At 69.5% G+C, this 13,308-nt stretch carries 13 protein-coding genes; 9 read left to right on the forward strand and 4 right to left on the reverse strand.

The genetic code is table 11. From position 1 onward, the window contains the following. Positions 1-76 precede the first annotated feature (76 nt). Entirely contained in the window at positions 77-1,279 is a 1,203-nt protein-coding gene (locus AB0F56_RS22830) for an MFS transporter (RefSeq protein ID WP_362012650.1), read from the forward strand. Here the strand turns inward: AB0F56_RS22830 and AB0F56_RS22835 are convergent. The 4 genes from AB0F56_RS22835 to AB0F56_RS22850 form a co-directional block, all read right to left on the reverse strand. Further along, positions 1,215-1,880: an HNH endonuclease family protein gene (locus tag AB0F56_RS22835; protein WP_362012653.1), complete on the reverse strand. Its 666-nt coding sequence runs from the start codon at positions 1,878-1,880 to the stop codon at positions 1,215-1,217. The two genes, AB0F56_RS22830 and AB0F56_RS22835, sit on opposite strands and share 65 nt — an antisense overlap. 468 nt (positions 1,881-2,348) lie before the next feature. After that, the gene (locus tag AB0F56_RS22840) at positions 2,349-3,806 is read right to left on the reverse strand and encodes a catalase (protein WP_362012655.1); all 1,458 of its coding nucleotides are present in this window, start codon (positions 3,804-3,806) and stop codon (positions 2,349-2,351) included. A 180-nt stretch (positions 3,807-3,986) separates the two neighbouring features. Continuing rightward, positions 3,987-4,877 carry a 2-hydroxy-3-oxopropionate reductase gene (locus tag AB0F56_RS22845; RefSeq protein WP_362012658.1) on the reverse strand — a complete coding sequence of 297 codons (891 nt, stop codon included), beginning with the start codon at positions 4,875-4,877 and terminating at the stop codon, positions 3,987-3,989. A gap of 39 nt (positions 4,878-4,916) precedes the next feature. Continuing rightward, positions 4,917-5,768: a TIM barrel protein gene (locus AB0F56_RS22850; RefSeq protein ID WP_362012661.1), complete on the reverse strand. Its 852-nt coding sequence runs from the start codon at positions 5,766-5,768 to the stop codon at positions 4,917-4,919. Positions 5,769-5,908: 140 nt separating this feature from the next. Between AB0F56_RS22850 and AB0F56_RS22855 the strand changes: the two genes are divergently transcribed. From AB0F56_RS22855 to AB0F56_RS22890, 8 genes are all read left to right on the forward strand, one after another. Continuing rightward, positions 5,909-6,157, forward strand: coding sequence for a hypothetical protein (locus tag AB0F56_RS22855; RefSeq protein WP_362012931.1), 249 nt, complete (start codon positions 5,909-5,911; stop codon positions 6,155-6,157). Between the two features lie 44 nt (positions 6,158-6,201). Beyond that, positions 6,202-6,540, forward strand: a complete 339-nt coding sequence (locus AB0F56_RS22860) for a helix-turn-helix domain-containing protein (protein WP_362012933.1) — start codon at positions 6,202-6,204, stop codon at positions 6,538-6,540. A 156-nt stretch (positions 6,541-6,696) separates the two neighbouring features. Next, a complete protein-coding gene (uraD, locus tag AB0F56_RS22865; RefSeq protein WP_362012664.1) occupies positions 6,697-7,218 on the forward strand; it encodes a 2-oxo-4-hydroxy-4-carboxy-5-ureidoimidazoline decarboxylase in 522 nt (173 codons plus the stop codon). Further along, positions 7,215-7,604, forward strand: a complete 390-nt coding sequence (gene uraH / locus AB0F56_RS22870; protein WP_362012667.1) for a hydroxyisourate hydrolase — start codon at positions 7,215-7,217, stop codon at positions 7,602-7,604. The genes uraD and uraH overlap by 4 nt, the downstream gene beginning before the upstream one ends. A gap of 5 nt (positions 7,605-7,609) precedes the next feature. Further along, entirely contained in the window at positions 7,610-8,533 is a 924-nt protein-coding gene (gene pucL, locus AB0F56_RS22875; protein ID WP_362012670.1) for a factor-independent urate hydroxylase, read from the forward strand. Between the two features lie 72 nt (positions 8,534-8,605). Beyond that, positions 8,606-10,012 (forward strand): nucleobase:cation symporter-2 family protein, encoded by a 1,407-nt coding sequence (locus AB0F56_RS22880; protein ID WP_362012672.1) that lies wholly within the window; start codon positions 8,606-8,608, stop codon positions 10,010-10,012. A gap of 48 nt (positions 10,013-10,060) precedes the next feature. Next, complete coding sequence (locus AB0F56_RS22885; RefSeq protein ID WP_362012675.1) at positions 10,061-11,452, forward strand: 8-oxoguanine deaminase; 1,392 nt, start codon at positions 10,061-10,063, stop codon at positions 11,450-11,452. 339 nt (positions 11,453-11,791) lie between these two features. After that, a complete protein-coding gene (locus tag AB0F56_RS22890) occupies positions 11,792-13,240 on the forward strand; it encodes a nucleobase:cation symporter-2 family protein (protein ID WP_362012678.1) in 1,449 nt (482 codons plus the stop codon). The last annotated feature ends 68 nt before the right edge of the window (positions 13,241-13,308 follow it).

The raw sequence follows: 13,308 nt of genomic DNA on the forward strand, positions 1-13,308 counted from the left end.
TCGTCCCCGCGCCCCTCGTTTCGCTCCCGCGCGAAACATTACCGGCCGTCCCGACCGCCCCCGCAGACTCCGCCGCATGCGCAGCTACCGAGTCCTCTTCCGTACACCCGAGTTCACTCCCCTCTACCTCACCTGCTCCGTCCAGGTCGCCGCCCAGACCGTGGCCGGGCTCGGGCTCGCCACGCTCGTGTTCCGGCAGACCGGTTCCCCGCTCCTCTCCTCCCTCGCGCTCTTCGGGCCCTCGCTCGCGCAGCTCCTCGGCGCCGCCACGCTTCTCTCCGCCGCCGACCGGCTTCCGCCGCGCGCCGCGCTCGCCGGCATGGCGCTGTTCTTCGCCGTGGGCGCCGCCGCGACGGCCGTGCCCGGACTGCCGATCGGGGTGGTCTTCGCGATCCTGCTCGCCCAGGGGCTGGTCGGGTCCGTCGGCGGCGGGGTGCGCTACGGGCTCCTCGGCGAGGTCCTGCCCCGCGAGGGGTATCTGCTGGGGCGTTCGGTGATGAACATGGCGGTCGGCGGCTGTCAGATCGCCGGCTTCGCGACCGGCGGGCTGCTCGTCGCGCTGCTCTCCCCGCGCGGCACCCTGCTCATCGGGGCCGCGCTCTACCTCGTCGCCGCCCTCGTGGCCCGCCTCGGGCTCTCCCGGCGCGCCCCGCGCGCCACCGGCCGGGCCTCGGCCGCCGTGACCTGGCGTACGAACCGAACGCTCTGGTCCTCCCGCGCCCGCCGCCGCGTGTACATCGCGCTGTGGGTGCCGAACGGGCTGATCGTGGGCTGCGAGTCGCTCTTCGTGCCGTACGACCCCGAGCGCGCCGGGCTGCTCTTCGCCTGCGGCGCGCTCGGGATGCTGGTGGGGGACACGGTCCTGGGCCGGTTCGTCCCGAGCGGGCTTCGGGGCCGGCTCGCCGGACCGCTCCAGGCGCTCCTGGCCGCCCCGTTCCTGCTCTTCGCCCTTGACCTGGGGCTGCCGCTCGCCCTCGCCGCGGTGACCGTCTCCGCGGTCGGGTACGGCGCGAGCCTGCTGTACCAGGAGCGGCTGCTCGCCCTCGTACCGGAGGAGCTGAGCGGTCACGCCCTCGGGCTGCACACCTCCGGCATGCTCGCCCTGCAGGGGCTGAGCGCGGCGCTCGCGGGCGCCGTCGCCGAGGCGACCTCGCCGCGCACGGCGATGGTGGTGCTCGCGGTCGCCTCGCTCGCCGTCACGGTGTCGCTGGGGCTCACTGCGGCGCCTTCGAGCGGACCACGACCGTCTCCTCGCACGGACCGTCGGCGAACAGCTTGAGCGCCTCCACCTCGTCCTTGTCGGCGCTCAGGCCCCAGCGCAGCTTGGTGCCCACCCACTCGGCGACGTAGCGGCAGTACTGGGTGGAGGAGGACGGCACCCAGTCGGCGGGGTCGCGGCCGGCCTTGTCCTTCTGGCTGCGGGCGGTGACGGCGACGAGGGTGTTGGGGGAGCCCAGGTCGTTGGCGTACTTCTCGCGCCGGGCCGCGGTCCAGCCGGACGCCCCGGACTCCCAGGCCTCGTTCAGGGAGACGACGTGGTCGACGCGGAGGGCGGTCGGGTCGGTGACGGTCTGGCCGTCGTAGTACGAGGTCCACTTCCCGCCCGTCAGCGCGCACTTGGGGCCGGTCTTCGGGGCGTCGACGGCCTCCTCCAGGAGGACCTCGGAGCGGGTGTCGCAGCCGTCGGCGGCGTCGAGGCCCGCGTTCCAGTGCTTGAACGCGGACTCCTTGTAGCCGGCCGGGTCCTCGGTGGCCTCCGTCAGGTCGGCGAGGGCGTCGGGGAAGAGGACGACGTTGGCCGACATGGCCGGGGAGGGCACGGCGAGCGGGGACAGGATGAGGGCGAGCGGGGCGAGGCCCCGCACCAGGTTCTTGATCATGTACGAGTGGATAGCGGCGGGGGAGGGGCGCACATGCCGTGAATCGCGGTGCGCTCGCCCGTGCGGGTGTGGATCTTCACCGCAGAAACGATGCGCTGCCGCACAGGCGATGAGGGAACGCAGAAGAGCGCGGAACCAAGGACCGTAAACCTGGTTCCGCGCTCTCGTTGTGCCCGCCCGACGGTGCGAGGCTGGCGCGACAGGACGTTCGCGCCGCCGGGCGGAGTCTTGGGGTTCCCCCGAAGGGGGCGTTGGGACCGCGGCGGCGACGACGGGTGGACCGGGTGATCCCTTCCTTCAGGTCAAGAAGGGGCCTGGTCCGCCCTTACCACCGCACTGGCTCGTCGCCGCCGCGGTCCTCACGCTGTCCGTTCCGCCGGCCACCCCTCATCCGGGCCGTCGGTCCGGACGGCGTACGGCATCTGACCTCCCGTCATATGCCGTACGCGGTCTGGATATCGCCGTGGATCAGTCCTCGCGCAGGTCGCGGACCGCCTCGGCCACGCGCTTGCCGTAGTCCGCGTCGGCGGCGGCGAAGTGCGCGAGGTTCTTCTCGATGATGTCCTCGCGGGACACCTGGGACAGGCCACCGGCGATGTTGGCGACCAGACGCTTCTTCTCGTCCTCGGACATCAGGCGGTAGAGCTCACCGGCCTGGAAGAAGTGGTCGTCCTTGGCGTGCTCGGGCGCCGCGTGGGTGCCGGTCCAGCCGTGGATCGCCAGCGGGGCGGAGAGCGCCTCGTCGGTCTGCGCGGGACCGGAGTACGAGTTGGGCTCGTAGTTCTTGTCCGTGCGGCGGCCGTTGCGGGTGGCCATGAAGCCGTCGCGGCCGTAGTTGTCGGCCACGGTCGCCTTCGGGGCGTTCACCGGCAGCTGGGTGTGGTTGACACCGAGGCGGTAGCGGTGGGCGTCCGCGTAGGCGAAGAGACGGCCCTGGAGCATCTTGTCCGGCGAGGGACCGATGCCCGGGACGAAGTTGTTCGGGGAGAACGCGGACTGCTCGACCTCGGCGAAGACGTTGTCCGGGTTGCGGTCGAGGACCAGCCGGCCCACGCGCTGCAGCGGGTAGTCGCTGTGCGGCCACACCTTGGTGAGGTCGAACGGGTTGAAGCGGTAGTCGGCGGCTTCGGCGGCCGGCATGACCTGGACGTACAGGGTCCACGAGGGGGCGACGCCGCGCTCGATGGCCTGGAGCAGGTCCGTCTGGTGCGAGTTCGCGTCCTTGCCGACGAGCTCGGCGGCCTGGTCGGCGGAGAGGGAGCGGATGCCCTGGTTCGTCTTGAAGTGGTACTTGACGAAGAAGGCCTCGCCCGCCTCGTTGGTCCACTGGTACGTGTGCGAGCCGTAGCCGTTCATGTGGCGGTACGAGGCCGGGATGCCGCGGTCGCCCATGAGCCAGGTGATCTGGTGCGTGGCCTCGGGGGCGTGCGCCCAGAAGTCCCAGACGTTGTCCGGCTCCTGCTTGCCCGTGAAGGGGTCGCGCTTCTGGGAGTGGATGAAGTCGGGGAACTTGATCGGGTCCTTGATGAAGAACACCGGGGTGTTGTTGCCGACGAGGTCGTAGTTGCCCTCTTCGGTGTAGAACTTCAGCGCGAAGCCGCGCGGGTCACGGACGGCGTCCGCGCCACCGAGCGAGTCGGCCACGGTGGAGAAGCGGAGGAACGTCTCGGTCCGCTTGCCCACCTCGGAGAGGAAGGACGCCTTGGTGAAGCCGGTGACGTCGTCGGTCACCTCGAAGTAGCCGTACGCGCCGGAGCCGCGGGCGTGCACCACGCGCTCCGGGATCCGCTCACGGTTGAAGCGCGCGAGCTTCTCCAGCAGGTGCTGGTCCTGGAGCAGGATGGGGCCACCGACGCCGGCGGTGGCGGAGTTCTGGTTGTCGGCGACGGGGGCGCCGGACTCGGTCGTAAGCACGCGCTTCGACATGGTGACCTTCCGTACGGGAGCTGCACTGGTGACGGTGTCAGGAGCGTAAAGAGCCGCTGAAGCGAACGTCAACAGTTTGTTGAAAACGAAGGAGGGTGTTCCGGGCGGCGGCGGCGCCTGGGCGCGACAGGACAGGTTGTCAGCGCCGCCGCCGACCGGAAGTCATGAGGTGGACCTGCGTCAGACCTGCTGGCCGGAGAGGCGCTCGACGGCGCGCAGCAGGGCCGAGTGGTCCAGGCCGCCGTCGCCCTGCGCACGCAGGGAGGCGACCAGCTGGGCCACGACGGCACCGACCGGGAGGGCCGCGCCGACGTTGCGGGCGGCGTCGGTGACGATGCCCATGTCCTTGTGGTGCAGGTCGATCCGGAAGCCGGGCTTGAAGTCCCGGTTGAGGAAGTTGTCCTTCTTGCGGGTCAGGACCGTGGAGCCGGCCAGACCGCCGTTGAGGACGTCCAGGGCGGCCTGGAGGTTCACGCCGGACTTCTCCAGGAAGACCACGGCCTCGGCGCACGCCTGGATGTTGACGGCGACGATGAGCTGGTTGGCGGCCTTGACCGTCTGGCCGGAGCCGTGCGGGCCACAGAGGACGATGGTCTTGCCCAGCGCCTCGAGGATCGGCAGGGCCACGTCGAAGTCGGCCTGCTCGCCACCCACCATGATCGACAGGACGGCCTCGATGGCGCCGGCCTCGCCGCCGGAGACGGGCGCGTCGATGACGCGGATGCCCTTCTCCTTGGCGTTCTTGGCCAGGTCGACCGAGGTCTGCGGGGTGATCGACGACATGTCGACGATCAGCGCGCCCTGCTTGGCGTTCTCCAGGATGCCCTCGGGGCCGTAGGAGATGGCCTCGACGTGCGGGGAGGCGGGCACCATCGTGATGATCACGTCGGCGTCCTTGACGGCCTCCGCGATCGACGCGGCGGCGGTGCCGCCGGCCGCGGCGAGACGGTCCAGCTTGTCCTGCTCCAGGGTGAAGCCGGTGACCGAGTAGCCGGCCTTGATCAGGTTCTCGGACATGGGGGAGCCCATGATGCCGAGACCGATCCACGCGATCTTGGGGAGGTTGCTCATTGGGGTGCCTCTCAAAACTGGTGGTACGTGGGGAGGAAGTCAGCGGGCCGCGCGGGCCTCGGCCGGGAGCCACTCGAAGGACGCGGCGGCGTCGGCGGCCTTGTACTCCAGGCCGACCCAGCCGTCGTAACCGGCCTTCTTGAGCTCGTCGAGCAGCTGCTCCAGGGGGAGCTCGCCGGTGCCCGGCGCGCCACGGCCCGGGTTGTCGGCGATCTGGACGTGGCCGGTCTTGTCCGCGTACTCCGCGATGACCTGGCTGACGTTCTCGCCGTTCATCGACAGGTGGTAGATGTCGAGGAGGAACTTGGCGTTGCCGAGCCCGGTGGCGGCGTTGACCTTGTCGACGACCTCGATCGCCGAGGGGGCGCTCACCAGCGGGTAGAGCGGCGACTCCGGCTTGTTCAGGGTCTCGATCAGCAGGATCGCGCCGATCCGGTCGGCCGCGCGGGCCGCCAGGACCAGGTTCTCCAGGGCGAGGGTGTCCTGGACCTGCGGGTCGACGCCCTCGACGCGGTTGCCGTAGAGCGCGTTGAGCGCCTTGCAGCCGACCGAGGCGGCGAAGTCGGCCGCCACGTCGATGTTGGCGCGGAAGCGGTCCGACTCCTCACCGGGCACGGAGAGCGCGCCGCGGTCGGGGCCCGGCAGCCGGCCGGCGTAGAAGTTCAGACCCACCAGCTGAGTGCCGGCGTCGTCCAGAGCCTTCTTGAGGGCGTCCAGCTCGCTCTGGGCGGGGGTGGCGGTGTCGATCCAGGGCCACCACAGCTCGACCGCGGTGAAGCCCGCCGCGGCGGCGGCCGCGGGGCGCTCCAGGAGCGGGAGTTCCGTGAAGAGGATCGACAGGTTCACATCGAAGCGCTGGTCCGTGACTGCGCCTTCTGAGAAGCGGGCCATGAGGGGCGGCGCTCCTTCCGTATTGCGGAAGTAACTTTCTGTCTGACGGAATGTTGCAAGGGGATCCGCGTGCTTGTCAAGAGGGTCCGGCAGCTCAGGGCTGCCGTCGGCGCACATCCGGCCAGTAGCGTGGGGCCATGGTGCGTTTGAGAGTGGAGTTCACGACCGAGCCCTTCGACCTGGACGAGGCGCCGGAGCACGCGGTCGTGGCCCGTGAGGTCATCCAGTCGGCCGAGCTGGACGCGGTGGATGTCGGCCCCTTCGGCAATACGGCGGAAGGCGGCTCCGACGCCGTGCTCACCGCCGTCGACGCGCTGCTGCGCAAGTCCCTGGCGGCCGGCGCGACCCGCGTCTCCCTCCAGGTCAATGTGATCGGGGAGGAAGCGTGAGCGAGCACCCGCTGATCACCGCAGTGAAGCCGCTGGTCGACGCGATGGGCGCCGAGATACTCGGGCCCGAGCAGGCCCAGACCGACGATGTGGTGCTCGCCTGGGAGGGTGAGGACGTGCTCGCCGTACGGCTGCCGCAGCTCTCGGACTCGCTCGACCACATTCTGGCCGCGATGGAGCGGCGGCACGGGATGCCGCTCGCCGAGCTCGACCGCAAGGCCAAGCAGGAAGCGGTCCGGATGCTGGAGGCGCGCGGAGCCTTCTCCGTGCGACACGGAGTCGAGACGGTGGCCGGGGCACTGGGTGTCAGCCGGTTCACCGTGTACAACTACCTGAACCGGGAGACCGCCCTGAGCAGGGAAAAGGCCGCCGAGAACGGCTAGTTGATCATGTGTGGACAGGAGTCGTCGTCCGGATGTCGGGACGACGGCTTTTGTGTCCCCGAGTTTTCAACAAAGTGTTGACGTGGTGTCGGCAAAGGGCGTTAGCTATCCGCAGCCCGTCAGACGCACAGCGAAAAACAGCCACGGAGGCTTCCCGTGACTTCAGGTACGACACCGGGCCTCACCCGGTTCAACACCTCCGCGGACAGCGACGCCGTCGCCGCCCTCCACGAGGTGTGCTCCAGCTCGGCGTGGGGGAGCAAGATCCTCGCCCAGCGCCCGTACGCCACCGCCGACGCCCTCTTCCTCGCCAGTGACGCCGCCATGGCCGAGCTGACCGCGGAGGACCTGGCCGACGCGATGGCGGGCCACCCGCCGATCGGTCGTCCGAAGGCCGGGGACCCGACCTCCTCCCGCGAGCAGAGCGGGATGGCCGGCGCCTCCGAGGAGCTCAAGGCCGAGATGCTCGAACTCAACCTGGCCTACCAGGACAAGTTCGGCCATGTCTTTCTGATCTGCGCCACCGGCAAGACCGGTGAGCAGATGCGCGACGCGGTCCGCGAGCGGATCGAGAACTCGCCCGAGGCGGAGCGGGAGATCGTCCGCACCGAACTGGGCAAGATCAACCGCATCCGCCTGACCCGTCTCGTAGAGAGCACTGAGGAAGAGAGCGCATGAGCACCGACACCACCGCTTCGGTGTCCACCCACATCCTGGACACCAGCATCGGCCGCCCCGCCGAGGGCGTGGCCATCACGCTCACGGCCCGCAGCGGCTTCGACGCGCAGTGGGTCACGCTCGGTGGCTCCGCCACCGACGCGGACGGGCGCTGCAAGGACCTGCCGGCCCTGCCGGAGGGCACCACCCACGTACGTCTCGGCTTCGAGACCGAGGCGTATTTCTCCAAGAAGCAAGCCGAGGCGCAGCAGGACGCCCCCCGCGTAAGGGACAGCGGTGCGTTCTTCCCGGAGGTGGCGATCACGTTCGCCGTCAAGCCGGGCGAGCATTACCACGTACCGCTGCTGCTCAACCCGTTCGGCTACTCCGTTTACCGAGGGAGCTAGCAGACATGCCCACGATTCTCGGCCAGAACCAGTACGGCAAAGCAGAGAACCGCGTCGTCAAGATCACGCGGGACGGCGCCACCCACCACATCAAGGACCTGAACGTCTCCGTCGCCCTCTCCGGCGATCTCGACGACGTCCACCTCACGGGCTCCAACGCCCACTGCCTGCCCACCGACACGACCAAGAACACCGTGTACGCCTTCGCCAAGGAGTACGGGATCGAGTCGGCCGAGCAGTTCGGCATCCACCTCGCGCGTCACTTCGTGACCAGCCAGGAGCCGATCAAGCGGGCGCGCATCCGGATCGAGGAGTACTCGTGGGAGCGGATCGCCAGCTCCGACGCCAACTCCAAGTTCATCGGCTCGGACGAGGTGAACCACTCCTTCGCCCGCAAGGGCCAGGAGACCCGCGTCTCCCAGATCACGTACGACGGTGAGAACTGGGAGGTCATCTCCGGCCTCAAGGACCTCATCGTCATGAACTCCACCAACTCGGAGTTCTGGGGCTACATCAAGGACAAGTACACGACGCTCCAGGAGGCGTACGACCGCATCCTGGCCACGCAGGTGTCCGGCCGCTGGCGGTTCAACTGGACCGACGACGACCAGCGGATGCCCAACTGGGAGAAGTCCTACGCGCAGACCAGGCGCCACATGCTCGAGGCCTTCTCGGAGACGTACTCGTACTCGCTGCAGCAGACGCTGTACCAGATGGCCACGCGCATCATCAACCACCGTTCGGAGATCGACGAGGTCCGCTTCTCGCTCCCGAACAAGCACCACTTCCTGGTGGACCTGGAGCCCTTCGGGCTCAAGAACGACAACGAGGTCTACTTCGCCGCCGACCGCCCCTACGGCCTCATCGAGGCCACGGTGCTGCGTGACGGAGCCACGGCGCAGATCCCGGTCGACATGACCAACCTCTAAGCGGCACCTCGTGGCCGCCCCCGCCCGCCCGCAGTCGGGCGGGGGCCGCCACCACCGGAGGGACGTACCCACATGGCACAGCCCGCAACGGGGCCGGCATCCGCAGAAGGCCCGTGTTCCACCCCGCCGGTGGCCTCGCACGAGGTCCACCCGGTGGACGAGAAGCTCCTCGCCTCGCGGCTCGTTCCCGCCGCGCTCCAGCACATCGCCGCGATGTACGCGGGCGTCGTCACCCCTCCGCTGATCATCGGCCAGGCGGTCGGCCTGGACGCCGCCGGAATGACCCGGCTCATCGCCGCCGGCCTGCTCATCGCCGGCTGTGCCACCATCCTCCAGACGATCGGCGCCGGCCGCTTCGCCGGCAACCGGCTCCCGTTCGTCAACGCGGCCTCGTCCGCCGGCATCGCCCCGATGCTCGCGATCGCCGAGACCAGCGCCCCCGGCCACCAACTCCCCGCCATCTACGGTGCGGTGATGGTCGCCGGAGTCTTCTGCCTCGCGGTCGGCCCCTTCTTCGGCCGGCTGCTCCGCTTCTTCCCGCCGCTCGTCACCGGTGTCGTGATCGCCCTGATCGGCGTCACGCTGATGCCCGTACCGGTGAGCTGGGCCCAGGGCGGGAACAAGGAAGCCGCCGACTTCGGCGCGATGAAGTACCTCGCGCTCGCCGGCTTCACCCTCGTCGTCATCCTGCTCTTCCAGCGCTTCGGCAAGGGCTTCGTCAAGCAAGTCGCCCTTTTGCTCGGCCTGTTCATCGGGACGCTCGCCGCGATCCCGTTCGGGATGGCCGACTTCACCGCCCTGCGCGAGGCGCCCGTCGCCGCGCTGCCCGGCCCCTTCGCCTTCGGCGCACCGGAGTTCCAGCCCGCCGCGATCCTCTCCCTCTGCATCGTGATGCTGGTCCTCATGACCGAGTCGAGCGCCGGCATGCTGGCGCTCGGCGAGATCTGCGACCGCAGGAGCGACGGGAAGACCATCACCCGAGGCCTGCGCACCGACGGCATCGCCACCCTGATCGGCCCGGTCTTCGGCGGCTTCCCCACCTCGGCCTTCGCCCAGAACGTCGGAGTGGTCTCGCTGACCCGGGTCCGCTCCCGCTACGTCGTCGCCGTCGCCGGCGGCGCCCTGCTGGTCCTCGGCGCGTTCCCGGTCCTCGGAGCGGTCGTGTCGATGGTCCCGATGCCGGTCCTCGGGGGTGCCGGTATCGTCCTCTTCGGCTCGATAGCCGTCTCCGGAATCCGTACCCTGTCGGAAGCCGGACTCGACGACAGCTCCAACATCATCCTGGTGGCCGTCGCGCTCGGAGCGGGCATCATCCCGCTCGCCGCTCCCACCTTCTACGCCGACTTCCCGGCCTGGGCACAGACCGTGCTCGGCTCCGGCATCAGCGCCGGAGCGCTCGTCGCGGTCTCGCTCAATCTGTTCTTCCACCATCTCGGCACCCGGAGCCGTCACGCGGCTCCGGCACTCAAATCCTCCTAGGGTCCTGCCGTGCCCACACCACCCCCGAGGAATGAAGGAAGCACCGCCATGGCAGCACCTTCGGCAGCAGTCGAGCGCATCGTCATCGAGAACTGTGCGATCGCGACCGTGGACGCCAACGACACCGAGTACGCCTCCGGGCACATCGTCGTCGCCGGCAACAGGATCGAGTCCCTCGGCGCGGGCAAGGCGCCCGAGGGCCTGGAGAACGTGGTCCGCCGGATCGACGCCACCGGTCATCTGGTGACGCCCGGTCTGATCAACACCCACCACCACTTCTACCAGTGGATCACCCGGGGCCTGGCCACCGACCACAACCTCTTCAACTGGCTGGTCGCGCTCTACCCGACCTGGTCGCGCATCGACGAGTCGATGGTCCGCGTCGCCGCCCAGGGCTCGCTCGCGATGATGGCCCGCGGTGGTGTGACCACCGCGATGGACCACCACTACGTCTACCCGCAGGGCTCCGGCGACCTGTCCGGCGCCATCATCGGCGCCGCCCGTGACATGGGTGTCCGCTTCACCCTCGCCCGCGGCTCCATGGACCGCAGCGAGAAGGACGGCGGCCTGCCGCCGGACTTCGCCGTCGAGACGACCGAGGGTGCGCTCATCGCCACCGAGGAGACCGTCAAGAAGCACCACGACGCCTCCTTCGACGCGATGACCCAGGTCGCCGTCGCCCCCTGCTCGCCGTTCTCCATCTCCACCGAGCTGCTGCGCGAGGGCGCCGCCCTCGGCCGCCGGCTCGGCGTGCGCATGCACACCCACGGCTCGGAGACCGTGGAGGAGGAGAAGTTCTGCCACGAGCTCTTCGGCATGGGCCCGACGGACTACTTCGAGTCCACCGGCTTTCTCGGCGAGGACGTGTGGATGGCGCACTGCGTCCACATGAACGACTCCGACATCGAGGCCTTCGCCCGGACGAAGACCGGTGTCGCCCACTGCCCGTCCTCCAACGCGCGGCTCGCCGCCGGCATCGCCCGCGTCCCGGACATGCTGCGCGCCGGCGTACCGGTCGGCCTCGGCGTCGACGGCACCGCCTCCAACGAGTCGGGCGAGCTCCACACCGAGCTGCGCAACGCGCTCCTCATCAACCGCCTCGGCGCCCACCGCGAGGCCGCCCTCAACGCCCGCCAGGCCCTGCGCCTCGGGACGTTCGGTGGCGCGCAGGTCCTCGGCCGCGCCGACTCGATCGGTTCGCTGGAGGCCGGCAAGCTCGCCGACTTCGTCCTGTGGAAGATCGACGGCCTCGGCCATTCCTCGATCGCCGACCCGGTCACCGCGATCGTGTTCGGCGCCGCCGCCCCGGTGACGGCCTCGTTCGTCAACGGCAAGCAGATCGTGGAGAACAACCGCCTGCTCTTCGCGGACGAAGAGGCGATCGCCCGCGACGCGCGCGCTGAGGCCCAGCGCCTGGCGCGGATCACCGCCCAGGGCTGACCTCCCCAAGGAGTCCGACCGAGGGGGACGGCCCTCGGTCGGTCACCGTGGACCCGAGCGGGGTCCGCGGACGGCTGGACGGGGGGTGACCGTACGACAAGAGGTACGGCACCCCCCGGACGGTCGACGTGTGTCAGCCATCCAGGCCTCCCCGGGCACACGAGCAGCTTTCAAGGATCGACGCAGTTTCGAGAACGATCAACGCCGTTCTCAAAGATGAAGAAGTACCCCCCACTTCCTCATGAGCCGCACCCGTGAGGCGCACGACCTGCACCGCTTTGCACCACCTCCATGACACCCACGTCACCGCCGACGTGTTACCCGACCGGAGGAACCTCCGTGGCCACCAAGCCCAGGTTTCGCAATGATGCGCACGACGCAGGCGCCGACACCGAAGACCAGAAGCATCCGGTCGACGAGACTCTGCCGCCCCTGAAAATGTTCACCAGCGGTCTCCAGCACGTGGCCGCCATGTACGCGGGGGTCGTGGCCCCGCCCCTGATCGTCGGCGCGGCCGTCGGACTCTCCGGCACCGAGCTGACCTTCCTCACCGGAGCCAGCCTCTTCACCGCGGGACTCGCCACCTTCCTGCAGACGCTCGGCGTCTGGAAGATCGGCGCCCGACTGCCGTTCGTCAACGGCGTCACGTTCGCCGGCGTCGCGCCGATGCTCGCGATCGTCGACACCACGGACGACAAGTCCGACGCGCTGCCGATCATCTTCGGCGCGATCATCGTCGCCGGAGTGCTCGGCTTCATAGCCGCCCCGTACTTCTCCAAGCTCGTCCGCTTCTTCCCGCCGGTCGTCACCGGCACCGTGATCACCCTCATCGGTGTCTCGCTGCTGCCGGTCGCCTTCGGCTGGGCCCAAGGGCCCAATCCGGCGGCCGAGGACTACGGTTCGACCACCTATCTCACCCTCGCCGCGATCACCCTCGTGGTGGTGCTCGTCCTGCGCCGGTTCACCCGCGGCTTCCTGAAGCAGATCGCGGTCCTGGTCGGCCTGGTCATCGGCACGCTGATCGCGATCCCGTTCGGGGTCACGGACTTCAGCCCGGTGACGGAGGCGGACATCGTCGGCTTCCCGTCGCCGTTCCACTTCGGGGCCCCGCAGTTCGCGCTCGCCGCGATCATCTCGATGTGCGTGGTCATGCTCGTCTCGATGACCGAGTCGACCGCCGACATGCTGGCGCTCGGTGAGATCGTCGACCGGCCCGCCGACGAGAAGACCATCGCCGCCGGTCTGCGCGCCGACACCCTCGGCTCGGCGATCAGCCCGTTCTTCAACGGCTTCATGTGCAGCGCCTTCGCCCAGAACATCGGGCTGGTCGCGATGACGAAGATCCGCAGCCGGTTCGTGGTCGCCTGCGGTGGCGGCTTCCTGGTCCTGATGGGCCTCTCGCCGGTCGCCGCCTCGCTGATCTCGGTCGTACCGCGACCGGTCCTCGGCGGCGCGGGCGTGGTCCTCTTCGGCTCGGTCGCGGCGAGCGGCATCCAGACCCTGGTCAAGGCCGGTCTGGAGAAGGACAACAACGTCCTGATCGTGGCGGTCTCGCTGGCCGTCGGCATCATCCCGATCACGGCGCCGGAGTTCTACCACGCCTTCCCGGAGACCGCGAAGATCATCCTGGACTCGGGCATCTCGACCGGCTGCGTCGCGGCGGTCCTGCTGAACCTGGTCTTCAACCACCTGGGCAAGGGGCAGGACGACGACACGGTCACCGCGCCCATGGAACCGGGCGAGGAGATCTCCGAGACCCGTGGCGCCAAGGCGGCGCACGTCCACTGAGCGCACATCCGCCGTCCGTCGAGCCGGTCCCCGCGTATGCCGCGGGGGCCGGCCGCGGGCGTTCGGTG

The organism is Streptomyces sp. NPDC026092 (assembly GCF_040638605.1).
Classification (GTDB): domain Bacteria; phylum Actinomycetota; class Actinomycetes; order Streptomycetales; family Streptomycetaceae; genus Streptomyces.